Here is a 22201-nt window from a genome sequence, read left to right on the forward strand (position 1 = left end):
GAATCGCGGGAATGAGCGGCTCGGTGGCCGCGTCGTCCCGGGTGTGGTCGTGGGAGTGTCCACCCCAAAGAAACTTCTAAAAAAGAAGTTACTAGCTTCGATATTAGCAGTAACTCTGAAGGAGAGTGCCGTGACCGGTCGGATACGCCAGGAGGACCGCGAGTGCCCACTGTCTACGGCGATCGAGTACGTCGGCGACTGGTGGACGCTCCTGCTGCTGCACGACGCCTTCGACGGCTACACGCGCTTCGACGAGTTCCAGCGGAACCTCGGCATCTCGTCCAGCATGCTCACCGGACGGCTCAGGAGGCTGGTCGCGGACGGCTTCCTGGAGCGGCGGCCATACCAGAACAGACCCGTCCGCCACGAGTACGTGCTCACCGACCTGGGCCGCTCGCTGCGTCCGGTCGTCGTCACCCTGGCCGCCTGGGGGAACTCCCGGCTGCCCCCCGAGGAGCGCCGCATGATCCTCGTGGACGCGGAGAGCCGCGAGGAGGTCGAACCGATCGTGGTCGACGCGGCGACCGGGCGGCGCCTGGACGACGCGGACGCCTACGTCTTCACCGCGGGACCCGCCGCCGGGCCGCAGATGAGGGAACGCTACGCATCTGACGCATGAGCGGCCCCGTACACCGGGAGGCGGCGAGCCCCCTCCGTCCCGGCTCCGAGGCCATGGCCGGGCCCCGCACCCCATGAACGGCCCCGCCAACGCGCGACGGTGGCCGGGACGCCACCGCCGCGGGGCGTCCCGGCCCCCTTCCGGTCGCGACCCGGTGCTAGGGGGAAGCGTCCGCGACCGGTGTGAGCGTGTCGGCGAACACCAGGCCGTGGCCGCGGCCGGTGTCGGCGCGCACCCGGCCCCGGTCGAACTCCACCCCGCTGGGGCGGGCCAACGCTCCCAGCGCGGCGAAGGAGGCCCGGTCGATGTCCTCGACCATGGCCACCCGGGGCAGGCACAGCGCCAGCTGCCCCGACAGCTCGGGCAACAGGTGCGGAGCCACCGGCACGCCGCGGCGAGCCATCGACTCCGCGATCCGCAGGAACGGGGTGATGCCGCCCACCCGCACCACGTTGGGCTGGGCGACGTCGCACACCCCAAGCTCCACGGCCCGCTCGAACTCGGCGGCCGTGCGCAGGTTCTCACCCACGGCGAAGGGCACCCGCGTGCGCTCTCGCAGGCGGGCGTGCGCCTCCAGGTCCTCGGCCGGGAGGGGCTCCTCCACGAAGTGCGGGCCGAACTCCTCCAGCGCGTCCAGCGCCCGGACCGCCCCGGGCACGTCCCAGCGCTGGTTGGCGTCCACCATCAGCAGCCGGTCCGGGCCCAGCACCCCGCGCACCGCGCCCACCCGCTCGGCGTCCCGGGCCGGGTCGGGCGAGCCGACCTTGATCTTGGCTGCGACGTGCCCGGCCTCCACCCAGCCGCGCACCTGTTCCACCAGGTCGGGCAGGGAGTAGTCCAGGTTGACCCCGCTGCCGTAGGCCGGTGCCGACTCGCGGCGCCGACCCACCAGGTCCACCAGGCTCGACTCCGCCGCGCGGGCGCGCAGGTCCCACAGGGCGATGTCCACCCCCGCCAGCGCCATCAGGGTGAGCCCGCTGGTGCCCGCCTCGCGCAGGTGCCAGCGCAGCTCGTCCCACCGCGCCGGATGGGCCTCGGCGCCCACCAGCGCGGGCCGCAGGTCGTCGTTGACCAGCGCGGCCACCGCCCGGGCCCCGATCAGCGGGGTCCACGCGAACCCCGTGCCGACCAGCCCGGAGTCGGTGGCCACCCGCACCACCACGACGTCGTTGCGGTCCACGCCCCCGTCCCAGGACCGGTGCAGCGGCAGCCGGAAGGCCCGGGCGCCGACCTCGGTGACGCGCACGTTCAGCCCTCCTCGACCAGGGACAGGCCGGTCTCGATCAGCTCGGCCAGCTCGGCCTCCTCCTCGGCGGTGGGGTCGCTGAACGGCGCGCGCACCCCGCCCATGTCCACCCCGCGCAGTCGCGCGCCCGCCTTGACCAGCGACACCGCGTACCCCGGCGTCCGGTCGCGCAGCCGCACCAGCGGCTCGAAGAACTCGCGCATCAGGGTGTCGGCCAGCGCGTCACCGGAGTGGAAGGCGCGGTAGAAGGCGTCGGCCACCTCGGGCACGAACGCGAACGCCGCCGAGGAGTACAGCGGCACGCCCACCGACCGGTAGGCCGCCACGGTCAGCTCCGCCGTGGGCAGGCCGTTGAAGAAGGTGAACTCCTCGCCGCGCAGGTCGCGCACCGCCATCACGATCTGGTGCATCCGGCCCAGGTCGCCCACCCCGTCCTTGATCCCCACCACCTGCGGGATCGCGGCCAGCTCCGCCGCGCTCTGGGGGGTGAACACCATCGACCCGCGCTGGTAGACCACCACCGGGATGTCGGAGGCCGCGACCACGGTGCGCACGTAGTCCACCAGCCCCGACTGCGGCGCGCCCACCAGGTAGGGCGGCAGCAGCAGGATCGCGTCCGCGCCCAGTTCGCGGGCCGCGCGGGCCTGCTCGATGGCGGTGCCCACGCTGCCGCCCGCCCCGGCCACCACCGGCACGCGGCCCGCGGTGACCTCCACCGACCGCCGCACCACCGCGGCGTGCTCGGCGGCCGACAGGGCGTGCACCTCACCGGTGCCGCAGGCCGCGAACACCCCGCCCGCGCCGTGCTCCACGCCCGAGGCGACGTGCTCGGCCAGCACGTCCTCGTTCACGCCTCCTTCGGAATCGAAGGGGGTCAGGGGGAAGAAGAGGATTCCGTCGAAGTTCAAACTCGCTCCTTGAGCTCGGGGCCCCGGGGGCGCACGCGCGCCCCCGGGGCCTCACAGGACGTGCTGGACGTGGCGTCGGGCCAGGGTGGCGATGACGTCGTCGCCGTCGGCCGACCAGATCCGCTCGTTGAAGATCTCCACCTCGATGTCGCCGTCGTAACCTGCCGCGTCCACCGCGCGGCGCAGGGCGCGCACGTCGGCGTGGCCGTCGCCGACCATGCCGCGCCCCAGCAGGGCGTCGGCGGGGATGGGCAGCTCCCAGTCACAGGCCTGGAAGGAGGCGATGCGCCCTCCCGCCCCGGCGCGGGCGATCTGCTCCCACACCTGGGGGTCCCACCACACGTGGTAGGCGTCCACCACCACGCCGACGGCGGCCGCGTCGAAGCGCTCGGCCAGGTCCAGGGCCTGGCCCAGTGTGGAGAGCACGGCGCGGTCGGCGCAGAACATCGGGTGCAGGGGCTCCAGCGCGAGCCGTACCCCCCGCTCCAGCGCGTAGGGCGCCAGCTCGGCGATACCGTCCGCCACCCGCTCGCGGATCCCGACCAGGTCGCGCTCGCCGTCGGGCATCCCGCCCACGACCATGACCAGACAGGGCGAACCGAGTTCGGCGGCCTCGTCCACGGCGCGCCGGTTGTCCTCCAGCGCCGCGGCCCGGTCCGGGCCGGTGAGGAACCCGCCGCGGCAGTGCGAGGACACGCGCAGCCCGGAACGGCGCAGCAGGGCGGCCGCCTTGGCCAGGCCCGTCTCGGCGACCGGCTCGCGCCAGGTCCCGATGGCGGGCAGTCCGGCGCGCAGGCAGCCGTCCACGGCCTGGGTCAGGTTCCAGTACTTGACGGTGGCCTGGTTGAGCGAGAGCCGTGCCAGGCGCGGGTCGCCCGGTTCGGGGGTGGGGACCGCGGCGGGCTGACCGGAGGGCACGTCCACCGCGCCGGGCACGACCCCCGCGCGGACGGCCGCGCCCGCGGCCACCGTCGCGGCCGTCCGCGCGGGGGGCGCCGCGGCGCCCTCGGGCATCGTGCTCACTGGTCGACTCCTGACACCTGGAGGAGCGCCCGCATGCGTGCCGCGGCCAGGTCCGGGTCGGTCAGGACCCCGGCCGCGTCGGCCAGTCGCACCGCCTGGGCCAGGTGGGGCAGGTCGCGGGCGCTGTGCAGCCCGCCCACCATGTGGAAGCCCTTCTGGTGGCCGTTGAGCCAGGCCAGGAAGGCCACGCCGGTCTTGTAGTAGAAGGTGGGCTCGGCGAACAGGTGGCGGGCCAGCGGGACCGTGGGGTCCATCAGTGCCCTGTACCGCTCGGTGTCGCCCTCGTCCAGGGCGGCCAGCGCGCGGGCGGCGGCCGGGGCGATGGCGGCGAAGACGCCCAGCAGGGCGTCGGAGTGGCCCTGCTCGTCGCCCAGGACGAGGTCGGGGTAGTTGAAGTCGTCGCCGGTGTAGAGGCGCACGCCCTCGGGGAGCAGCCGCCGCAGCCGCACCTCCAGCGAGGCGTCGAGCAGGGAGACCTTGATGCCCTCCACCTTCGCCGCGTGCTCGCCGATCAGGGCCGCCACCGGCTCGATCGCCTCGGCCGGGTCGGCGAAGCCCCAGTACCCGGCCAGGGCCGGGTCGAAGGCGGTGCCCAGCCAGTGCAGGATGACGGGCTGGTCGGCCCGGCCCAGCAGGTCGGCGTAGACCTTGGCGTAGTCGTCGGGGCCCGAGGCGACCGCGGCCAGGGCGCGCGAGGCCATGAGGATGGGGGTGGCTCCGGCGCCCTGGACGACGTCGAGCTGCTCACCGTACGCGGTGATAACGCTTTCCAGATCGGCCCGCGAAAGGTCGAGCTGGTCGGTGCCCGCCCCGCAGGCCAGGGCGGCGCCGCGCGCGGCGGCCTCCGCACCCGACCTGCGGATCAGCTCGGCGGTGGCCGCCCAGTCCAGGCCCATGCCGCGCTGGGCGGTGTCCATGGCGTCGGCCACGCCCAGGCCCTGGTCCCACAGGTGGTGGCGGAAGGCCAGGGTGGCCTCCCAGTCCAGGCGGGCCGGGGCTCCGGGGGCGTTGGCCGCCAGGGGGTCGGCGACCACGTGGGCCGCCGCGTAGGCCGTGCGCGAGCGGGCGGGGGGAAGCGGGGAGGCGTCGACGGGGGTGCCGCTCAGGGTGTAGGGGGCGGCGGTGCCGTCGGCGGCGGGTAGCAGGAGTGTGCTCATGCGAGGGTGACCTCGTCCAGTTCGATCGTGCGTCCGGTGCGCGCCGACTGGAGTCCCGCCTCGGCCATCTGGAGACCGCGCGCGCCCGAGAGCAGGTCGTGCGGGAAGGGGGTGTCCAGGACCACGTGTCGCAGGAAGTCCTCCCACTGGGCGCGGAACCCGTTGGGGAACTCTGTGTTGTCGGGCACGGGCTCCCACTGCTCCCGGTAGCGTCCCAGGTCCTCCAGGTCGGGGTTCCACACCGCCTTGGGCGTGGCCGAGCGGTGCTGGGCCCGGCAGGAGCGCAGCCCCGCCACGGCGCTGCCGTGGGTGCCGTCGACCTGGAACTCCACGAGTTCGTCGCGGGCCACGCGCACGTTCCAGGAGGAGTTGATCTGGGCGATGACGCCGCCGTCCAGTTCGAAGATGCCGTAGGCGGAGTCGTCGGCCGTGGCCTCGTAGGGCCGCCCCTCCTCGTCCCAGCGGCGCGGGATGTGGGTGGCCACCTTGGCGGTCACCGCGCGCACCTGGCCGAACAGGTGCTCCAGGATGTAGTGCCAGTGCGGGAACATGTCCAGCACCATGCCGCCGCCCTCCTCGGCGCGGTAGTTCCAGCTGGGGCGCTGCGCGGGCTGCCAGTCGCCCTCGAAGACCCAGTAGCCGAACTCGCCGCGCACCGACAGGATGCGGCCGAAGAAGCCGCTCTCGACCAGCCTGCGCAGTTTCAGCAGGCCGGGCAGGAAGAGCTTGTCCTGGACCACGCCGTTGCGCACACCCGCGTCGCGGGCCAGTTTGGCCAGCTCCAGGGCGGCGCTGAGCGTGCTGGCGGTGGGCTTCTCGACGTAGACGTGCTTGCCCGCGGCGATGGCGGCGCGCACGGCCGCCTCACGGGCGTGTGTGATCTGCGAGTCGAAGTAGACCGTGATGTCGTCGTCGGAGAGCACACCGTCCAGGTCGGTGGACCAGCGCTCGATTCCGTGGCGTTCGGCGATCTCGCGCAGCTTGTGCTCGGAGCGTCCGACCAGGACGGGCTCGGGAATGATCCGGGAGCCGTCGGGCAGGCGTATGCCGCCAGCCTCCCGGATGGCCAGGACAGACCGGGTCAGGTGCTGCCTGTACCCCATGCGTCCGGTGACGCCGTTCATGGCGACACCCAGCACGTGATCACCCATGGGTTGTTACCACCTTTCCGTATGAAAGCGCTTTCCAGCCTACGGCAAAAACACCCCCGTGCACCAGAGGGGCCCCGGACCTGCCACGACGCGAAGCGCTTCGACACCCGTCACCGCCAGAGCGCCGGAAGGCCCGAGCGCACGCGGCCCCCGCCGTCGCGGGCCGCCGGTCGTCCTAGGCGGGGACGCGCGCGCTGAGCAGGAGTTTGAGCGGCTCCCCCGCGCCCGGGGGGACGCCCTCGACGGTCTCACAGCGCACCTGGACGAACCCCGCGCCGCGCAGCGAGTCCTCCATGGCCTCGCGGCTCCAGTAGCGGGCCGGGCAGGACCGTGGGCGGGGCCGTGGGGATGGTGACCGGGCAGGGGGATCCGTCGACGGGGGTTAGGTTCTCCCCCGCCCGCAGCACCATGCGGTCGAGCATGCGCCGGTCGCGCGCGTAGTGCAGGACGGCGACCGCCACCACAGTGCCGAAGACGCCCAGGGCGGGCGTGTCGGCCATGTCGTGGACCTCCTACCTCAGGCCCGGCGGCCGTCGTTCCTCGATCCGCCGCGCGGCCTCGACCATGCCGGGGAAGATGTCCACGCCCACGACGGGATGCGCGCCCCGGCGTCTCAGGAGCCGGGTGTGGGAGCCTGTCCCGCGCCCGAAGTCCAGGACGGAGGTCCCCTGGACGGGGCCGAACGCCCTGCTGTTCCTACCCCGACGCGGCATCCGCCAACACCGGGGCCGCGCCGTCGCGGCCTCCGACGTCCCGGATATGCCAGAGCCGGCCCGTCTCGGCTACCTTCGGCAGGGTGAGCAATCTGGACACCCACCCCGCCGAAGAACGCGTCTGCGGCGGAGAGGTCGACCCCGTCGGCGCCGCCGAGTCCGGCGACACCGAACTCCTCGAACCGCGCGAGGTCCCGCTCGGCGGTCCGCGCGCCATACTGGTCCGCCGCGCCCTGCCCGGGAAGAACCGCCGCATGGTCGGCGCGTGGTGCTTCGCCGACGTCTACGGACCCACCGGCGTCGCAGACGGCCCCGGCATGCAGGTGCCGCCGCACCCCCACATCGGCCTGCAGACCGTGAGCTGGCTGGTCCAGGGCTCGGTCCACCACCTGGACGGCCTGGGTTCGGACCAGCTGGTCCGCCCCGGCCAGCTCAACCTCATGACCGCCGGACACGGCATCGCCCACTCCGAGCGCTCCCCCGCCGGCGCCCCGCCGCTGCTGCACGGCGCCCAGCTGTGGATCGCCCTTCCCGAGGACGACCGCGAGGGACCGGCCCGCTTCGAACACCACGCCGCCCTTCCCGCCTTCGACCTGCCCGGCACGGACGCACCGGGAGCCAGGGTCACGGTGATCGCCGGAGAGGTGGACGGCCGCCGCTCCCCCGCCCGCGTGCACACCCCGCTCATGGGCGCCGAGGTCGTGCTGGAGCCCGGGGCCCGGGTGCGCCTGCCCCTGGACGCGTCCTTCGAACACGGCGTCCTGCCCCTGGACGCGCCCGTGCGGGTCCTCGGCCACGACGTGGAGGCCGGTGCGCTGCTCTACGCGGGCGAGGGGCGCACGGAGGTGGAACTGCGCGCCGACGAGACCGCGCACGTGCTGGTGATCGGCGGCGAACCCTTCACCGAGGACCTGGTCATGTGGTGGAACTTCGTCGGCCGCGACCACGACGAGATCGTGCGGGCCCGCCTCGCCTGGGAGAACGACCGGGACGGCGCCGTCGACGCGGACGGGCGGCGCTTCGCCGCGGTCGCGGCCGACGACGACGCGGCCCTCCCGGCTCCGGAGCTGCCCAACGCGCGCCTGCGCGCACGCCCGCGCCACCGCGGCGCGTAGCCGCCCGCGACGGTCGGCCGGGGTCTGCCGGGGCGCGTCCGCGTGCCACGGTCCGGAAGGCCCCGGCCGCGCCCTTGTGGTCCCCGCGCCCGCATTCACCGGGAACCGGCCGGTTCCGTAAGAGACGCTCCCGTCCCCCGGCGGTCGCCGCCACGCGCGCGTGCAAGGACGGCTGAAGGTTTCCGGTAAGCACCCCTTGTCGTTTCCGTTCCTCGTGCGAGTCTGGACAAAAGGAAACGAGGGGAGCATCGTGGGGCGACACCCTGTCCAGGCTTCCCGTCCCGCGATGCTGACCAGGCCAACTCCTGCTACGGTGCGGATCGCGAACTACGGGATGATTTAGGAGACCTGAACATGGTCCAACAGACTCGCGAGCAGTGGGGATCGCGCGCGGGCTTCCTGATGGCGGCGATCGGCTCCGCCATCGGTCTGGGCAACATCTGGCGATTCCCCTACATCGCCTACGAGAACGGCGGCGGCGCCTTCATGCTGCCCTACCTCATCGCCCTGCTCACCGCCGGTATCCCGCTGCTGATCCTGGAGTACAGCATCGGGCACCGCTACCGCTCCTCCGCGCCGCTGTCCTATCGGCGCATCACGCGACCCGCCGAGGCCATCGGCTGGTGGCAGGTGGCCGTCTGCTTCGTCATCGCGGTCTACTACGCCGTGATCGTGGCCTGGGCCGCCCGGTTCGCCTGGTTCTCCATCGGGCAGCAGTGGGGCGACGACCCCAACGCGTTCTTCTTCGAGGACTTCCTCCAGATGAGCGAGGGGCCCGGCATGGTCTCGGGCTACGTGGCGGGTGTGGCCTGGCCGCTCGTGGGCGTGTGGGTCGTGGTGCTGCTCATCCTGGCGCTGGGCGTGCGCAACGGCATCGAGAAGGCCAACAAGGTCTTCATCCCACTGCTGTTGGTGCTGTTCCTGGTCCTGGTCGTGCAGGCGCTCACCCTGGAGGGGGCCGCGACCGGTCTGAACGCCCTGTTCACGCCCGACTGGGGCGCCATGCTCGACGGCAGCGTCTGGATCGCCGCCTACGGGCAGATCTTCTTCTCCCTGTCCGTGGGCTTCGCCATCATGGTCACCTACGCCTCCTACCTGCGCCGCAAGGCCGACCTGACCGGCTCGGCGATGGTGGCGGGCTTCGCCAACAGCTCCTTCGAGCTGCTCGCGGGCATCGGCGTGTTCGCCGCCCTGGGATTCATGGCCACCGCCGCGGGCACCGGGGTCGAGGACGTCGCCGCCAACGGCATCGGCCTGGCCTTCGTCGCCTTCCCGCAGATCATCTCGACCCTGCCCATCGGCGGCGCGCTGTTCGGGGTGCTCTTCTTCGGCTCCCTGGTGATCGCGGGTCTGACCTCGCTGATCAGCATCGTCCAGGTGATCATCTCCGCGGTGCAGGACCGCACCGGCCTGGGCCGCGTCCAGACCGTGCTGCTGGTGGGCGGCGCCACCGCGCTGGCCTCGATCCTGCTCTTCCCCACGCCAGAGGGGCTGCACTTCCTCGACGTGTTCGACCACTTCATCAACCAGTACGGCATCGCACTGGCGGGTCTGGTCATGATCGTGGTCTTCGGCTGGATCGCGCGCAGGCTGCCGGTGTTCCAGGAGCACGCCAACGCGATCTCCTCCATCCGGCTCGGCCTGTGGTGGAAGGTCGTCCTGGGCGTGGTCACCCCGATCCTGCTCGGCTTCATGATGTGGGACAGCCTGCGTACGGAGCTGACCGAGAACTACGCGGGCTACTCGACCGGGTTCCTGCTGGCCGCCGGATGGGGCCTGGCCATCGGGGCGATCGTCTTCGGGATCGTCGTCTCGCTCTTCCCCTGGAAGCGCGCCGACGCCCTGGCCCGCCAGGACGCCGACACCGAGGACGCCACGACCAAGGAAGGGGAACGCTGATGACCACCAGCGCGATCGTCATGATGGCAGTCGCCATGATCCTGCTGTGGGGCGGGCTCATCGCGGCCATCGTCCACCTGCGCCGCCACCCCGAGAAGCCCGAAGAGGGGTAGCCGCGCCCGAACGACGACGGGGCGGTGGGAACCGATCGGTTCCCACCGCCCCGTCGTCGTTCGGGCGCCCCGCCGGAGGCCGCCTACTTCGCGGCGAACTCGCGGACGATGCGCTCGCAGAAGGCGGGCAGGTCGTCGGGGTTGCGACTGGTGGTGATCCCCTGGTCGGTGACCACCTCCTCCTCCACCACGGTCCCGCCCGCGTTGCGGATGTCGGTGCGCAGGCTGGGGTAGGAGGTCACGGTGCGCCCCCGCACCACGTCGGCCTCCACCAGGATCCACGGCCCGTGGCAGATGGCGGCCACGGGCTTGCCCGCGGCCACGAAGTCGCGCACGAACCCCACCGCGTTCTCGTCCGAGCGCAGGTTGTCCGGGTTGACGGTCCCGCCGGGGACCACCAGGGCGTCGTAGTCGTCCACCCCGACCTCGGACACCACGCGGTCCACGTCGAAGGTGTCCGCCGGTTCGATGTCGCCGTTCATCGCCTGGATCCGCCCGGACCTGAGCGAGACCAGGTCGATGGTGGCGCCCTCCTCGTTCAGCGCCTTGCGCGGTGTGACGAGTTCGACCTGCTCCACCCCGTCCGCGGCCAGAATCGCGACCCGACGGCCGTTGAGCGTGTCGGCCATAGCTGCCCCCTCAGAGCTGGACTCTTTCCGGCACCCTCCGTGCCGCGTTGGCGCCCCTACCCGCACAGGCCGTCCTCTCACACCACCCGCCGAAAAGGCGCGCGCCACGCTCGAGGGCTCAGCCGCGCGACCTCTGGGTGACGGCGACGCACACGAGGACGACGACGGCCGCCGCGGGCGCGGCCGGGGTCAGCGACTCCCCCACCAGCAGCACCGCCCACACCAGGGTCAACAGCGGCTGGGCGAGCTGGAGTTGGCTGGCCCGGGCGACGCCCATCGCGCCCATCCCCCGGTACCAGACCACGAACGCGCCGAACTGCGACACCGCGGCGAGGTAGGCCATGCCCGCGAGTGCGCGCGGCGCGGCGGCCACCGGCTCGGCGGCCAGAGCCCACAGCGCGGCGGGCACGGTCAGCGGCGCGGCGGCGACCAGCGCCCAGGCGATGACCTGCCAGCCCGGCATGTGCGCGGCCAGTCGGCCGCCCTCGGCGTAGCCCGCGGCGCACAGCACCAGGGCCGCCAGCAGGTACAGGTCGGCCGGGCCGGGTGTTCCGCCGCTGCGCACCAGCGCGAACGCGACGACGGCCACGGCGCCGCACACCGCAGCGGTCCAGAACCGGCGCGAGGGACGCACCGGGCTGCGGCGCAGGGCGAATACGGCGGTGGTGAGCGGCAGCAGCCCGACCACGACCGCGGCGTGGGAGGTCGAGGAGGCCTGGAGCGCGAGCGTGCTGAACAGCGGGAACGCCACCACGCAGCCCAGCGCGACCACGGCGATGCCCCGCCGGTGGACGCGGTCGGGCAGCGGGGCGCGGACCGCCGCGAGGCAGCAGCCCGCCAGCGCGGCGGCCAGCGCGCACCGCACCACCGCCACGCTCCAGGGCCCGAAGCCCTCCAGGGCCCACGCGGTGGCCGGGAGGGTGAACGAGAACCCGAGGACGCCGAGCGCCGCGCACAGGGTGGCGCCGAGCACCGCTACTCCGCGCGCCACGATAGCGCTATCTTGTGTCTTCATGAAACAGCGTAGCAGTGTGCGGGAACTGACGGACTTTCTACGCAGGGAGGTGGACCGCTACTCCCCCGGCGAGAAGCTGCCGTCGAGCCGGGCACTGGTGGACCGCTACGGCGTGAGCCCGGTGACCGTGTCGCGGGCCGTCGCGGCGCTGGTCGCCGAGGGCGTGGTGGTCACCCGTCCCGGTGCCGGGGCGTTCCGTGCGGGCACAGGCGCTTCCGGGAGCCCGGTCGGCGACACCTCATGGCAGGAGGTCGCGCTGAGCGCCGAATCGGCGGCGGCCTCCGGCGAGCCGGTCCCGCGCACCGTGGACGCCTCCGGGGTGCTGGCCACCCTCACCCCGCCCGCTCTGGGAGTCATCGTGTTCAACGGCGGCTACCTGCACCCCGCTCTCCAGCCCGAACAGGCCATGGGCGCCGCACTGGCCCGCGCGGGACGGCGGCCGGGAGCCTGGGCACGCCCGCCCGCGGAAGGGGTGGAGGAGCTGCGCGGCTGGTTCGCCCGTCAGATCGGCGGCTCCGTCGGCGCGGCCGACGTACTGGTCACCGCGGGCGGGCAGAGCGCGCTGACCACCGCGCTGCGCGCCCTGGCCCATCCGGGAGCGCCCGTGCTGGTGGAGTCGCCCACCTATACCGGTCTGCTGGCCATCGTGCGGGCCGCGGGCCTGCGGCCCGTCCCCGTCCCGGTGGACGCCGAGGGGATCCGCACCGACCTGTTGGAAGAGGCGTTCGCCGCCAGCGGCGCCCGCGTGGTGGTGTGCCAGCCCCTCTTCCACAACCCCACCGGAACGGTCCTGGCTCCGGCACGGCGGGGCGAGGTGGTGCGGATCGCGCGCGCCGCGGGCGCGTTCGTCGTGGAGGACGACTTCGCCCGCCACCTGGCGCACGCCGACGCCGCCGCCCCACCGCCCCCGCTGGCGGCCGAGGACCCCGACGGCACCGTGGTGCATGTGCGGTCGCTGACCAAGGCGACCTCACCCAGTCTGCGCGTGGGGGCGATCGCCGCGCGGGGACCGGTGACGCGGCGCCTGCGCGCGATCCAGCTGGTGGACAGCTTCTTCGTGGCGCGCCCCCTCCAGGAGGCCGTGCTGGAGCTGGTCGGTTCCCCCGTCTGGGGCCGACACCTGCGCGCGGTCGCGGCGGGTCTGTGCGAGCGCCGCACGGCCATGGCCGCGGCCCTGGCGCGTGAGCTGCCCGAACTGGCGGCGCCGCACCTGCCCTCGGGCGGGTACCACCTGTGGCTGCGGCTTGCCGGTGAGACCGACGAGGCCGCGCTCGTGTCGGCGGCGCTGCGCGCCGGGGTGGCGGTGGCCGCCGGCCAGGCCTACTTCCCTGCGGAGCCGACCGCCCCGCACCTGCGGCTCAGTTACGGTGGCGCGGCCGGGACCGCCGAGATCACCGAGGGGGTGCGCCGCCTGCGCGCCGCGTTCGCCGGTACCGTGTCCGGAGAGTGAGGGGCGCCGCCCCTGACGCCGTCCACTGCGCCCGGCTCCAAAAGAGGTCTCACCCCAGGGTGTCCTGCGCGCCCTCCCAGACACCGGACGGAATCCGCTCCAGCATGCCGATCGCCGCGTCGGCGCGCTCCCGGACGCGACCGGTCTCCAACGGTCCGCGCTCCCAGGCCACCAGGTACCGGCCGCCGAGGCGGAACGGGCACACGCCCTCGCGCGAGAGCAGCCACTCCCGCACCGGTTCCCCCAGGACGGTCGCCGCGAAGGCCCCGTCGCCGGTCACCACGGCGAACCGCTCGTCGAAGGCGGCCTCGCCCGCGGTCCAGGCGCGGGCGCCGTCGGTCCGGGGCCGGGGCGCACCGGCGCCGACCTCCTCCACCTGGAGCAGCGGTACGCCCGCCGGCAGGGCCACCGCCACCACGGTGTACACGTGCGCGACGGTGCGGTGCCGCTGCTGGGGGTGGGGCGCGGCGTATCCGTACTCGTAGGCCAGGACCCGACGTCCGCGCAGTTCGGCGCACAGCACGTGCCTGGCCCTGGCGTTGGACCGCCGCTCCAGGAAGGGGACGCCCTCGAAGCGGTCGACCAGCTCGGGCCGCTCTCGGTCGTAGCGCCACCCCTCCCGCGAGGCCCACAGGGTCAGGACGCGGGAGCGGCGGCGTTCGGCCGCCGAGCCCGTGACCGCCGCCCCGATGACGCCGACGACCACCAGGGCCGCGATCACCAGAACCAGGACGGTGGGGGTCTCCATGGGGGTCTCCTCGTGCGCGGTGCGGTTCCTGCCCTCTGAGACGCCGCCCACTCCCCGACCGGTTCCACACTTCTCACGGCCCCGCGCCCCAGCGCCCGCCCCACCTCCCGGGCCGACCCCCGTGGGCTAGGACGCGGCGAAGACCTTGCCCGGGTTGAAGATGCCCCTGGGGTCCAGGGCGTCCTTGACGGCCCGGTGCATCGCGAGCACGTGCGGACCCATCTCCCGGGCGGCGCCGCGCATCTTGAGCAGGCCCACGCCGTGCTCGCCGGTGACCGTGCCGCCCAGGGCGATCGCCTCGTCCACGATCACCTCGAAGGCCTCCTGCGCGCGCTTCTTGGCGTCCTCGTCACCGGCCGGGACGATGAACAGCGGGTGCAGGTTGCCGTCACCGGCGTGCGCGATGTTGCCGATGCGGGTGTCGAAGCGCCTGCCGATCGCCTCGATGCGCTCCAGCATCAGGGGCACCTTCGCCTTGGGCAGGCACATGTCCTCGGTCAGCAGCGGACCGAGCCGCTCCAGCGCCGGATAGGCCAGACGGCGGGCCTCGAACAGGGCCTCGGCCTCCTCCTCGTCGGTGGAACGCACCGCGTAGACAGCGCCCTCGGCCTCGAAGCACGCCAGGATGCGGTCGGCCTCCTCCTCGCCCGCCGCCCCGGGCTGGTCGCTGCGCGCCAGCAGCAGCACCTCGCCCTCGGCGGACAACCCCATGTTCTTCCAGTCGTCCACCGCCTGGAGGCAGAACCGGTCGATCAACTCCATCGCCGAGGGCACCACCCCGGCCGCCGAGACCGCCGCGACGGCCCGTCCGGCCTCCGCCAAGGAGTCGAAGTAGCCCACCACGGTGTGCTCGGTACCGGTGCGCAGCGGCCGCATCCGCAGCGTCACCTCGGTGACCAGGCCCAGCGTCCCCTCCGAGCCCACCATGAGCCCGCACAGGTCGTAGCCGGTCACGCCCTTGGCGGTGGTCCGGCCCAGCCGCACCACCTCGCCCGAGCCCACGACCGCCTCCATGCCCAGCACGTAGTCGCGGGTGACCCCGTACTTGACGCAGCACAGGCCGCCCGCGTTGGTGGCCACGTTGCCGCCGATGGTCGACCAGTGCGCGGAGGCCGGGTCCGGCGGGTACCACAGGCCGTCCCGGGCCACCCGTTCGCGCAGGTCGCTGTTGACCACGCCCGGCTGCACGGTGGCGGTCTGCTGTACGGGGTCGACCTCCAGGACCCGGTTCATCCGCTCGAAGGAGACCACGACCCAGCCGTCCACGGCGTTGGCCGCACCCGACAGCCCCGTCCCGGCTCCGCGCCCGACCACCGGGACGCCCAGTTCCGCGCACACGGCCACCGCGTCCGCCACGTCCTGGGTGTGGCGGGGGCGCACGAGCGCGGCCGGGACGCCGTGGGGAGCCCACTCGGCCTCGTCGTGGGAGTAGCCCTCCAGGACGGCGGGGTCGGTGACCACCTGCTCCGCGCCGACCGCTGCCGTCAGTCTCCCGGCGATCCCGGACATGGGCACACTCCCTCACCGCTCGCTCGGCCGCTCCGCTGCGCCGACGCCGCCAGCACTCTAACCGGACACCTGGCGCCGAAGACACCACCGCCCCGTGGTCAGGGCGCTCGCGGGCGGCGTCATCGAGTCGGCCACCCACCCGATCCGCGCGGTCCGCGAGGCGGGGGTGGCGCACCTGGTCTACGTCTCCGTCGTCGGCGTGGACCGGGTTCCGCTGGGCTACAGGTCTTGTCCGAGAGTGCCCGGAGTTCCCGCCGGAGGTGAATCGGATCCGGACTCCCCGCGTGTCCTTGGATGGTCACGTGCTGCCGTAGCCGGTCTCTACTGTCCGGGGTATGCAGTTGCGGTATTCCTTTCGCGTGTACCCGGACGCCGACCGACGGGGTGCGTTGGCCGGGGCGTTCGGGTGCTCCCGTGTGGTCCGCAACGATGCCCTCCGGGCCCGTGAGACCGCGCACGCGAACGCAGAGGCTCTTCCGACCGCCGGTGAGCTGTCCACACGGTTGACCACCCAGGCGAAGAAGACCGAGGAGCGGTCCTGGTCGGGTGAGGTGTCGTCGGTGGTGCTCCAACAGTCGTTGCGAGACCTGGACGCCGCCTACCGCGCCGGGGGCCGCTTGGCCCCGGACCGGACGGTGGGCAAGGCGACCTTCGCGGACTTCCTTGACATCCGGAACCCGAAGTGAACAATCTGTTGAAAACGATGCGTTGACAACTGGAAGTTTGCGCCTCCATCCTGGAGGCATGAGCGATGCACAGCGCGAGAGCGCCTTCACCCGAGCCGACCCGCGAAGCGCCCGCCGCATGCGCACCCACGAGGCGCTGCTGCGCATCACCGAACGCCACGCCACCGGAGAGCACCGCACGCGCTGGGACGAGGCGCGCACGCCCATGGCGCCCCTGGACGCCCTGCGGCGCGTCGCCGACCTGGCCGCGGGCGGCGCGCATCCCGAGCCCGGCGCCCCGGCCGTGGACCAGGACGACCTCACCGCCGCCCTGACCCTGGTGCCCTGGGCGCGCGCCGAGTTCGACCAACTGGAGGCCGGACTGCTCCAGATGTCCAAGGGACGCGGCATGACCTGGCAGGAGATCGCCTTCGGCCTCGGGCTGGGCTCGGCCCAGGCCGCCCGCCAGCGCCACGAACGCCTCCTGCAGCGCGGCGAGAACTGAGGCGCCGGGCCCGCGTCAGGCCAGCACCGGGTAGTTGGACCGCAGCACGTTCTGCGGGTCGCGCTCGGCCTTGATCCGCCGCAACCGCTCCAGCGCCCGTGTGGAGAGCACGTCGGCGACCGACTTCCCCGGCACCAGCGAGTAACGGTTTGCGGCCGCTGACCTGCGGTCCCAGCGACGCCACCGGCCCCTCCATACGCGCCCGGGTCTGCGGAGCCGTCCGCGGGCGGAACCGCTCCTCAGACCCGTTCGAGAGGTGTGCGGGCACCCTGGGGTGTCCACACACGCACAGCCATACCGGGTTCGACCGTGCCGCTGGTCAGGACCACGCCCATGATCCCAGCCCTGCGCACCACGGTTCCGTCCTCCTCGCGGTGCAGAACCTGTTTGAGCAGCCCCCGGGAGAAGCCGTCGATCTGCGCACAGGGGTTGCGCAGGCCGGTGACCCGAACACTGGCCCCGTCACCGAAGGACAGGACGGTGCCCGCAGACAGGGACAGCAGGTCCAAGCCGCGGGTGGTGATGTTCTCGCCCAGTCGTCCGGGGGCGACCGCGAACCCGGCCTCGCCGACCTCCTCCAGGAGCTCCGCGTGCACCAGGTGGACCTGGCGCAGGTTGGGCTGGTCGGGGTCTGCGGCGATCCGGGACAGGTGCTGGACGGTGGCGCCCAGGTGGGCGTCACCCTCCACGCCCAACCCCGCCAGAAGACGGATCCGGGGCAGGGCGGCCTTGCTGAACGTGTGGCCGGGACTGCTGCTGACCGACTCCACTACCGGGCCCATGGCCGCCAACCCCTCGCTCGCTCAGGTGTTCCGCGCCACAGCCTAGCCAGTCCGGCGCACCTGCCGGGGAGGGGAGCAGCCCGATCGGCCCGGCACCGCTCGCGCCGTGGGCCGCACCCGCCGCTCGGGCGGCTGCCCCGCCCGGGCACGGCGCACCGGCCCCCGAGGGTCCAGGCGAACCCCTCCCAGGTGGCGATCGCCTGGACCCTGGCGCACTCGCGCGCGGTTGTACCTGCCGCCACGCGGAAGGCCCGAGGTCACGGCCGCACCGGTCCTGGTGACGCGCACCACACGGGAAGGCGTATGGACACCACGGAGCCGGGGCACAACCGTCGGCGACGAGGCCACCGCCGCGCGGCCTCCCCTCACCCCCGGACGTGCGCGGCCCGACCCATGGACGGGGCACCATGACCACCACCCTCAACCGGATCCGCGTCCTGGCCGCCGCCGGAGCCGTGACCGCCCTGCTCGGCGGCTGCGCCGGAACGCAGGAGCAGGACGCGGCGAACCCCGACCCCTCGGCCGCCGACGCCTCCCCTCCCGGCGACACGGACACCGCCTCCCCCTCCGCCGCCGCACCGGCCCCGCCCGAGGCCGCCGACGGCACCGACCTGGAGGCCTGCGCCGACGCCGACTGCGAGGTGCTGGTGCAGAGCGGCGACGAGTTCGCCATGGACGGCTCCCACGGCGTGGACCGGTTCGTGGTCGACGCCGTGGGCGAGGACGGGCTGGACGTCAGCGGCTACGGACCCGGCACCACCCTGTCGGGCCACCTCCCGCCTCCGATGGGAGGGGAGCCGGGGGGCGTGTTCGTCATGAACGGCTTCGAGATCACCCTGGTCGCCGTGACGGACTCCGGCGGCGTGGTGCGCCTCGCGCCCTGAGAGACCAGGACCGCGGCCTCCACCCGTGGGTGGAGGCCGCGGTCCGCATCGCAGGTGACGGGGAGGGCGAGAACCGTTGTCCCCGGCCGCCCCCGCCCGGTAGAACGGCACCATGACCGAACTCGGAGCCGTCTTCCGCCCCCAACTGCCCCCCGAGCGCCTGCGCTCCGTGGCCCGCGCGGCCGACGAAGCCGGACTCGACCAGCTCTGGCTGTGGGAGGACTGCTTCCTGGAGAGCGGCGTGGCCGCCGCTTCGGCCGCCCTGGCCTGGACCGAGAACCTCACCGTGGGCGTGGGCCTGCTCCCCGTCCCCCTGCGCAACGTCGCCCTGACCGCCATGGAGACAGCCACCCTGCACCGGCTCTTCCCCGGTCGTGTACGCATCGGCGTGGGCCACGGCGTGCAGGACTGGATGGCCCAGGTCGGCGCGCGCCCCGACTCCCCTCTCGCCCTCCTGCGCGAGCACCTGGACGCACTGCGCGCCCTGCTGGCCGGTGAACGGGTCACCTCCCGGGGCCGCTACGTCACCCTGGACGACGTCGCCCTGGACTACCCGCCCACCGCCCCCGTCCCCGTACTGGCCGGTGCCCGCGGACCGCGGACCCTGCACCTGAGCGGGCAGGCCGCCGACGGCACCATCCTGGACGCCGCCGCGGGCGTGGACGGCGTGCGGAGGGCACGGCAACTGGTCGACCAGGGACGCCAGGCCGCAGGGCGCCCCGGCCACCACCCGGTCACCGTCTACCTGCTCGCCGCAACCGGCCCCGACGCCGACCGGCGCATGGCCGCCGAACTGCGTGCCGAGGGCCTGACGCCGCAGACGGGCGTGGCGGGTGACGCCGACCGCGTCGCCGAGGCGGTGCGGCACATGGCCGAGGCCGGAGCCGACACCGTGGTGTTGCAGCCCACGGCCGACGAGCCCGACCCCGAGGGCTTCGTGCGCTTCACCGCCGAAAGGGTCCGCCCGCTCCTGCCCTGAACCGCTCACCGGCCGCGGCGGGTACCTGCCGCACCGCGTCCGCCGCCACCGGTCGGCCCTATGGTCCGGGGGCGGGAAGGGCGCGCTGGAAGGAAGAGAACCGATGCTGGACCTGAGTTTCGCGCCCGAACTGCGGTTCTTCCTGCCCTCACGGCACCGGAGCGGAACCGTGCGCGTGCAGGGCGACTCCACATCCACCCTCGGACACCTCGTCCAGTCGTTGGGCGTACCCCTGACCGAGGTCGGCGCGCTGCGCGTCGACGGCCGTGCTACCCCCGCCTCCCACATCCCCGCCCCGGGCGGGGCCGTGACGGTCCTGCCCGTGCAGTATCCGCAGCGCCTACCCTTCGCCGAGCCGCGGTTCCTGCTCGACGTGCACCTGGGCACCCTGGCCCGGCGCCTGCGCCTGCTGGGTCTGGACACCGCCTACGACAACGACCGCGACGACCCCTCCCTGTTCCGCCAGGCCAACGCCGAGGACAGGGTCCTGCTCACCCGCGACCGCGGGCTGCTGAGCCGCAGAGGTTCCGGCGGCTGATCATCGGTTTTCCCACCGCCCGGCTGCGGTCCCGGCTGACCTCGATGGCCCGCACCCTGGGGGTGGCGGTCATCGCCCAGGGTGATGGTGCGGGGCATCGGACCGTCCAGGCCGCACCGGGGAGTTGTGGGCGTGGGGCAAACCGCCCACCCGTCACGGCGCGTGCACGCGATGCGCGTGGCCGGGCGGGGCGGGAACGCGGTGACCCGGCCCATCCAGCACCGTTCGGGATGGGTGCAGTGCCAAAGTGACCCTGAGGGTCACTTCTGATCACTGTTCAGGAACGGTGCCTGCTCGGCCGATCAGTGGGACGACGATGGCAGCGCGGCAGGGGCGGGCCGGTCGGGCTCTCAGGTTCTGTGGTCGTGGAACGGGCCGCCCGCGCCGAAGACGCGCTCGGCGAAGCGTTCGCCTATGCGCCGGTGCGTGGCGGCGTCCGGATGCAGTTCGTCGGGCAGCGGCAGCTCGGCGTTGTCCGCCTCACCGTAGAGTTCGCGCCCGTCGAGGTAGTGCAGGTTCGGGTCCTGTGCCGCGCGCTGGCGCACGATGCGCTCCAGTTCCTCGCGGATGACGGTGAGCGTCAGCTTTCCGGCGGCGCGCTCGCCTGGGTCGCCGGTGGCCCGGAACCGCAGTTCCCCGGTGCGCAGGGAGTCCGAGTCGAAGGCGCAGGGGCCGGGCGTGTCCTCGTGGATGGGGCACAGGATCGGTGAGACGACCAGCAGCGGCGCACCGGGATGGCCCTCCCGCAGGGTGTCGAGGAAGCCGTGCACCGCGGGACCGAAGGCGCGCAGGCGCATCAGGTCGGCGTTGACCAGGTTGATGCCGATCTTGAGGCTGATCAGGTCGGCGGGGGTGTCGCGCATGGCCCGGGCGGTGAACGGGTCGAGCAGGGCGCTGCCGCCCAGACCGAGGTTGACCAGTTCCACACCGCCGAGGGAGGCGGCCAGCGCGGGCCAGACGCCGGTGGGGCTGGCGGCGTTGGAGCCGTGGCTGATGGAACTGCCGTGGTGCAGCCAGACCCTGCGCCCTTGGTCGGGTGCGGGTTCGACGGCCGCGTCGGTGCGCAGGGCGACGAGTTCGGTGGTCTCGTTGTGCGGCAGCCAGATCTCGACGTCCTTGACGTGGTCGGGCAGGCCGGCGAAGCGCACGGTGGCCACGGGTCCGGGCCGGTGCTCGGCGGAGCCGGTGACCATGTCGATGGTCAGGGTGTTGCCTCCGGTCGCGCTGGCCTGGTCGACGAGCTGACCGTCCACGATCAGGTCGTACACGCCGTCCGGGCGGGGCGGGGCGCCCGTGTAGGCGCGCTTGGTGGGCAGCGTGTCGAGTTCGACGGCGCTGGCCCGGGTCCGGAAGGCCAGTCGCACCCCGGAGGGTTGGGACTCGGCCATGAGCAGTTGCGGGTCCTCGCACTGGGCGCGGGCCCGAGCGGGCAGACGATGCGGCAGCACGCCGCGCTCGGTGCGCTCCAGGTCCAGGGCCCCGCGCAGGAGGTCCGCGGTCAGTGGTGTGGTGGTCCAGTGGTGCTGGGTGTTCAAGGTGTCAACCTGGTGGTCGGGGCGGTCATGGAGTCTGGTGGGTCGGCGGGCCCGCGGCTCGGCTCCGACGGGAGGGGGCGCGGGCCGCGGTCAGGGCTCGGGCCAGTTGCGCAGCAGGGCGTCGAGGGCGTCCAGGGTCCGTGTCCAGGTCTCCTGGGTGTCGGGGGCGCTGTGGCTGAACCCTCCGCCCAGTTCCAGGGTCACGTAGCCGTGGAAGACGCTGCCCAGCAGGCGAACCGCGTGCGTCTGGTCCGGCTCGGACAGGTCGTAGCCGCGCAGGATCGCCCGTGTCATCTGTGCGTGCCGCACACCGGCGCTGGCGGCGGCCGTCTGCGGGTCGAGTCTGAGCTGGGCGGCGGCGTAGCGGCCCGGATGCTCGCGGGCGTAGTCGCGGTAGACGTTGGCCAGGGCGGCCAGGGCGTCCTTGCCCGCCCGTCCGGCCAGGGCGTCGGAGGCCCGGTCGGCGAGCTCCTCCAGGGCGAGCAGGGCGATCTGGGTTCTCAGGTCCTGGGAGTTGCGCAGGTGTGAGTACAGGCTGGCGACCTTGACGTCGAAGCGCCGGGCCAGTTCGGAGACGGTCACCCGTTCGAAGCCGACCTCGTCGGCGAGTTCGGCTCCCGCCTCGGTGAGGCGTTGGGTGGTCAGTCCCGCGCGTGCCATAACCTCTCTCCCCTCTGCCGGGAACCACTGTAATTCTCCCTAAGGGTTTTAGGCAAGAGGTTGTGCGTATCAGGCATGAGCCCGTGTGGCGAAGGGAGGGGAGGCGCGCCCGTGCACCGTGCCCCGGGCCGGGGAGAAAGCCGTGCCCTCCCGGTCCGGGGCGCCTACAGCCGGCGGTTCTCGCGCAGCCGGTGGTGGACCAGGCCGGAGGCACCGACCATCACGCCCATGACGAGGGGGTATCCGAACAGCCAGTGCAGTTCGGGCATGTGGTCGAAGTTCATGCCGTAGAACCCGGCGATCATGGTGGGGACCGCGATGACGGCCGCCCATTCTGCACGCACCTTCCCGCGCGCCG

The 22201-nt window shown here is 73.3% G+C and carries 24 protein-coding genes and 3 pseudogenes; 11 read left to right on the forward strand and 16 right to left on the reverse strand.

All coding sequences use genetic code 11. The features are described 5' to 3' along the window. The first annotated feature begins 130 nt into the window (after positions 1–130). Complete coding sequence (locus KGD83_RS15455; RefSeq protein ID WP_212639884.1) at positions 131–619, forward strand: winged helix-turn-helix transcriptional regulator; 489 nt, start codon at positions 131–133, stop codon at positions 617–619. Between the two features lie 157 nt (positions 620–776). Here the strand turns inward: KGD83_RS15455 and KGD83_RS15460 are convergent, their stop codons facing one another. The 7 genes from KGD83_RS15460 to KGD83_RS29245 form a co-directional block, all read right to left on the reverse strand. Then, complete coding sequence (locus tag KGD83_RS15460; protein WP_212639885.1) at positions 777–1865, reverse strand: mandelate racemase/muconate lactonizing enzyme family protein; 1089 nt, start codon at positions 1863–1865, stop codon at positions 777–779. Between the two features lie 2 nt (positions 1866–1867). Beyond that, positions 1868–2773 carry a 5-dehydro-4-deoxyglucarate dehydratase gene (locus KGD83_RS15465; RefSeq protein ID WP_212639886.1) on the reverse strand — a complete coding sequence of 302 codons (906 nt, stop codon included), beginning with the start codon at positions 2771–2773 and terminating at the stop codon, positions 1868–1870. Between the two features lie 51 nt (positions 2774–2824). Beyond that, positions 2825–3796 (reverse strand): sugar phosphate isomerase/epimerase family protein, encoded by a 972-nt coding sequence (locus KGD83_RS15470; protein WP_212639887.1) that lies wholly within the window; start codon positions 3794–3796, stop codon positions 2825–2827. Further along, positions 3793–4953 carry a dihydrodipicolinate synthase family protein gene (locus KGD83_RS15475; protein WP_212639888.1) on the reverse strand — a complete coding sequence of 387 codons (1161 nt, stop codon included), beginning with the start codon at positions 4951–4953 and terminating at the stop codon, positions 3793–3795. The genes KGD83_RS15470 and KGD83_RS15475 overlap by 4 nt, the downstream gene beginning before the upstream one ends. Further along, positions 4950–6104 (reverse strand): Gfo/Idh/MocA family protein, encoded by a 1155-nt coding sequence (locus KGD83_RS15480; RefSeq protein ID WP_212639889.1) that lies wholly within the window; start codon positions 6102–6104, stop codon positions 4950–4952. Before KGD83_RS15480 ends, KGD83_RS15475 begins: the two co-directional genes overlap by 4 nt. 248 nt (positions 6105–6352) lie before the next feature. Further along, positions 6353–6604 carry a hypothetical protein gene (locus tag KGD83_RS15485; protein WP_212639890.1) on the reverse strand — a complete coding sequence of 84 codons (252 nt, stop codon included), beginning with the start codon at positions 6602–6604 and terminating at the stop codon, positions 6353–6355. A 12-nt stretch (positions 6605–6616) separates the two neighbouring features. After that, positions 6617–6817, reverse strand: coding sequence for a methyltransferase domain-containing protein (locus KGD83_RS29245; protein WP_212639891.1), 201 nt, complete (start codon positions 6815–6817; stop codon positions 6617–6619). A gap of 83 nt (positions 6818–6900) precedes the next feature. Here KGD83_RS29245 and KGD83_RS15495 point away from each other — a divergent pair, with 83 nt between their 5' ends. The 3 genes from KGD83_RS15495 (at position 6901) to KGD83_RS15505 (ending at position 9944) form a co-directional block, all read left to right on the forward strand. Further along, positions 6901–7932 (forward strand): pirin family protein, encoded by a 1032-nt coding sequence (locus tag KGD83_RS15495; RefSeq protein WP_212639892.1) that lies wholly within the window; start codon positions 6901–6903, stop codon positions 7930–7932. A 354-nt stretch (positions 7933–8286) separates the two neighbouring features. Continuing rightward, positions 8287–9831, forward strand: coding sequence for a sodium-dependent transporter (locus KGD83_RS15500; protein ID WP_212639893.1), 1545 nt, complete (start codon positions 8287–8289; stop codon positions 9829–9831). Further along, positions 9831–9944, forward strand: coding sequence for a methionine/alanine import family NSS transporter small subunit (locus KGD83_RS15505; RefSeq protein WP_212639894.1), 114 nt, complete (start codon positions 9831–9833; stop codon positions 9942–9944). Before KGD83_RS15500 ends, KGD83_RS15505 begins: the two co-directional genes overlap by 1 nt. Before the next feature lie 83 nt (positions 9945–10027). On the opposite strand, the gene KGD83_RS15510 is transcribed toward KGD83_RS15505, so the two are convergent. Both KGD83_RS15510 and KGD83_RS15515 read right to left on the reverse strand, forming a co-directional pair. Further along, complete coding sequence (locus KGD83_RS15510) at positions 10028–10573, reverse strand: type 1 glutamine amidotransferase domain-containing protein (protein WP_212639895.1); 546 nt, start codon at positions 10571–10573, stop codon at positions 10028–10030. Between the two features lie 118 nt (positions 10574–10691). After that, complete coding sequence (locus tag KGD83_RS15515) at positions 10692–11588, reverse strand: DMT family transporter (RefSeq protein ID WP_249351883.1); 897 nt, start codon at positions 11586–11588, stop codon at positions 10692–10694. Here KGD83_RS15515 and KGD83_RS15520 point away from each other — a divergent pair. Then, positions 11587–13038: an aminotransferase-like domain-containing protein gene (locus KGD83_RS15520; protein ID WP_212639896.1), complete on the forward strand. Its 1452-nt coding sequence runs from the start codon at positions 11587–11589 to the stop codon at positions 13036–13038. The two genes, KGD83_RS15515 and KGD83_RS15520, sit on opposite strands and share 2 nt — an antisense overlap. Before the next feature lie 49 nt (positions 13039–13087). Here the strand turns inward: KGD83_RS15520 and KGD83_RS15525 are convergent, their stop codons facing one another. Both KGD83_RS15525 and KGD83_RS15530 read right to left on the reverse strand, forming a co-directional pair. Further along, on the reverse strand, positions 13088–13786 hold the full coding sequence (locus tag KGD83_RS15525; RefSeq protein WP_212639897.1) for a hypothetical protein: 699 nt from the start codon (positions 13784–13786) through the stop codon (positions 13088–13090). A gap of 126 nt (positions 13787–13912) precedes the next feature. Beyond that, positions 13913–15295, reverse strand: coding sequence for an FAD-binding oxidoreductase (locus KGD83_RS15530; RefSeq protein ID WP_212639898.1), 1383 nt, complete (start codon positions 15293–15295; stop codon positions 13913–13915). Between the two features lie 109 nt (positions 15296–15404). Between KGD83_RS15530 and KGD83_RS28665 the strand changes: the two are divergent. The 3 genes and pseudogenes from KGD83_RS28665 to KGD83_RS15540 all read left to right on the forward strand — a co-directional run. Next, positions 15405–15518 (forward strand): annotated as a pseudogene (locus KGD83_RS28665) (nucleoside-diphosphate sugar epimerase); the annotation flags it as partial. Between the two features lie 112 nt (positions 15519–15630). Beyond that, complete coding sequence (locus KGD83_RS15535) at positions 15631–15981, forward strand: helix-turn-helix domain-containing protein (RefSeq protein ID WP_249351884.1); 351 nt, start codon at positions 15631–15633, stop codon at positions 15979–15981. Positions 15982–16039: 58 nt separating this feature from the next. Further along, complete coding sequence (locus KGD83_RS15540) at positions 16040–16465, forward strand: DNA-binding protein (RefSeq protein ID WP_212639899.1); 426 nt, start codon at positions 16040–16042, stop codon at positions 16463–16465. A gap of 15 nt (positions 16466–16480) precedes the next feature. On the opposite strand, the gene KGD83_RS28670 is transcribed toward KGD83_RS15540, so the two are convergent. Further along, positions 16481–16600 carry a BBE domain-containing protein gene (locus tag KGD83_RS28670; RefSeq protein WP_249351885.1) on the reverse strand — a complete coding sequence of 40 codons (120 nt, stop codon included), beginning with the start codon at positions 16598–16600 and terminating at the stop codon, positions 16481–16483. A gap of 104 nt (positions 16601–16704) precedes the next feature. Beyond that, complete coding sequence (locus KGD83_RS15550) at positions 16705–17247, reverse strand: MOSC domain-containing protein (protein ID WP_212639900.1); 543 nt, start codon at positions 17245–17247, stop codon at positions 16705–16707. A gap of 407 nt (positions 17248–17654) precedes the next feature. Between KGD83_RS15550 and KGD83_RS15555 the strand changes: the two genes are divergently transcribed. The 3 genes and pseudogenes from KGD83_RS15555 to KGD83_RS15565 form a co-directional block, all read left to right on the forward strand. Beyond that, a complete protein-coding gene (locus KGD83_RS15555; RefSeq protein WP_212639901.1) occupies positions 17655–18131 on the forward strand; it encodes a hypothetical protein in 477 nt (158 codons plus the stop codon). A gap of 112 nt (positions 18132–18243) precedes the next feature. After that, positions 18244–19110, forward strand: a complete 867-nt coding sequence (locus tag KGD83_RS15560) for an LLM class flavin-dependent oxidoreductase (RefSeq protein WP_212639902.1) — start codon at positions 18244–18246, stop codon at positions 19108–19110. Positions 19111–19213: 103 nt separating this feature from the next. Then, positions 19214–19636, forward strand: a pseudogene (locus tag KGD83_RS15565) (Mut7-C RNAse domain-containing protein); the annotation flags it as partial. A gap of 362 nt (positions 19637–19998) precedes the next feature. On the opposite strand, the gene KGD83_RS15570 reads toward KGD83_RS15565, so the two are convergent. The 3 genes and pseudogenes from KGD83_RS15570 to KGD83_RS15580 all read right to left on the reverse strand — a co-directional run. Then, entirely contained in the window at positions 19999–21183 is a 1185-nt protein-coding gene (locus tag KGD83_RS15570) for a GDSL-type esterase/lipase family protein (RefSeq protein WP_212639903.1), read from the reverse strand. Positions 21184–21273: 90 nt separating this feature from the next. Next, on the reverse strand, positions 21274–21843 hold the full coding sequence (locus KGD83_RS15575) for a TetR/AcrR family transcriptional regulator (protein WP_212639904.1): 570 nt from the start codon (positions 21841–21843) through the stop codon (positions 21274–21276). A 164-nt stretch (positions 21844–22007) separates the two neighbouring features. Then, positions 22008–22181, reverse strand: a pseudogene (locus tag KGD83_RS15580) (CorA family divalent cation transporter); the annotation flags it as partial. Positions 22182–22201: the final 20 nt, after the last annotated feature.

Source organism: Nocardiopsis akebiae, from assembly GCF_018316795.1.
GTDB lineage: Bacteria > Actinomycetota > Actinomycetes > Streptosporangiales > Streptosporangiaceae > Nocardiopsis > Nocardiopsis dassonvillei.

Excerpts from the sequence above, each read along its gene's own strand:
- KGD83_RS15575 (WP_212639904.1), bottom strand. The coding sequence starts at position 21,843 with ATGGCACGCGCGGGACTGACCACCCAACGCCTCACCGAGGCGGGAGCC.
- KGD83_RS15560 (WP_212639902.1), top strand. The coding sequence starts at position 18,244 with ATGACCGAACTCGGAGCCGTCTTCCGCCCCCAACTGCCCCCCGAGCGC.
- KGD83_RS15555 (WP_212639901.1), top strand. The coding sequence starts at position 17,655 with ATGACCACCACCCTCAACCGGATCCGCGTCCTGGCCGCCGCCGGAGCC.
- KGD83_RS15525 (WP_212639897.1), bottom strand. The coding sequence starts at position 13,786 with ATGGAGACCCCCACCGTCCTGGTTCTGGTGATCGCGGCCCTGGTGGTC.
- KGD83_RS15510 (WP_212639895.1), bottom strand. The coding sequence starts at position 10,573 with ATGGCCGACACGCTCAACGGCCGTCGGGTCGCGATTCTGGCCGCGGAC.
- KGD83_RS15530 (WP_212639898.1), bottom strand. The coding sequence starts at position 15,295 with ATGTCCGGGATCGCCGGGAGACTGACGGCAGCGGTCGGCGCGGAGCAG.
- KGD83_RS15475 (WP_212639888.1), bottom strand. The coding sequence starts at position 4,953 with ATGAGCACACTCCTGCTACCCGCCGCCGACGGCACCGCCGCCCCCTAC.
- KGD83_RS15480 (WP_212639889.1), bottom strand. The coding sequence starts at position 6,104 with ATGGGTGATCACGTGCTGGGTGTCGCCATGAACGGCGTCACCGGACGC.
- KGD83_RS15535 (WP_249351884.1), top strand. The coding sequence starts at position 15,631 with ATGCAGTTGCGGTATTCCTTTCGCGTGTACCCGGACGCCGACCGACGG.
- KGD83_RS15515 (WP_249351883.1), bottom strand. The coding sequence starts at position 11,588 with ATGAAGACACAAGATAGCGCTATCGTGGCGCGCGGAGTAGCGGTGCTC.
- KGD83_RS15500 (WP_212639893.1), top strand. The coding sequence starts at position 8,287 with ATGGTCCAACAGACTCGCGAGCAGTGGGGATCGCGCGCGGGCTTCCTG.
- KGD83_RS15485 (WP_212639890.1), bottom strand. The coding sequence starts at position 6,604 with ATGGCCGACACGCCCGCCCTGGGCGTCTTCGGCACTGTGGTGGCGGTC.
- KGD83_RS15540 (WP_212639899.1), top strand. The coding sequence starts at position 16,040 with ATGAGCGATGCACAGCGCGAGAGCGCCTTCACCCGAGCCGACCCGCGA.
- KGD83_RS15550 (WP_212639900.1), bottom strand. The coding sequence starts at position 17,247 with ATGGGCCCGGTAGTGGAGTCGGTCAGCAGCAGTCCCGGCCACACGTTC.
- KGD83_RS15505 (WP_212639894.1), top strand. The coding sequence starts at position 9,831 with ATGACCACCAGCGCGATCGTCATGATGGCAGTCGCCATGATCCTGCTG.
- KGD83_RS15520 (WP_212639896.1), top strand. The coding sequence starts at position 11,587 with ATGAAACAGCGTAGCAGTGTGCGGGAACTGACGGACTTTCTACGCAGG.
- KGD83_RS29245 (WP_212639891.1), bottom strand. The coding sequence starts at position 6,817 with ATGCCGCGTCGGGGTAGGAACAGCAGGGCGTTCGGCCCCGTCCAGGGG.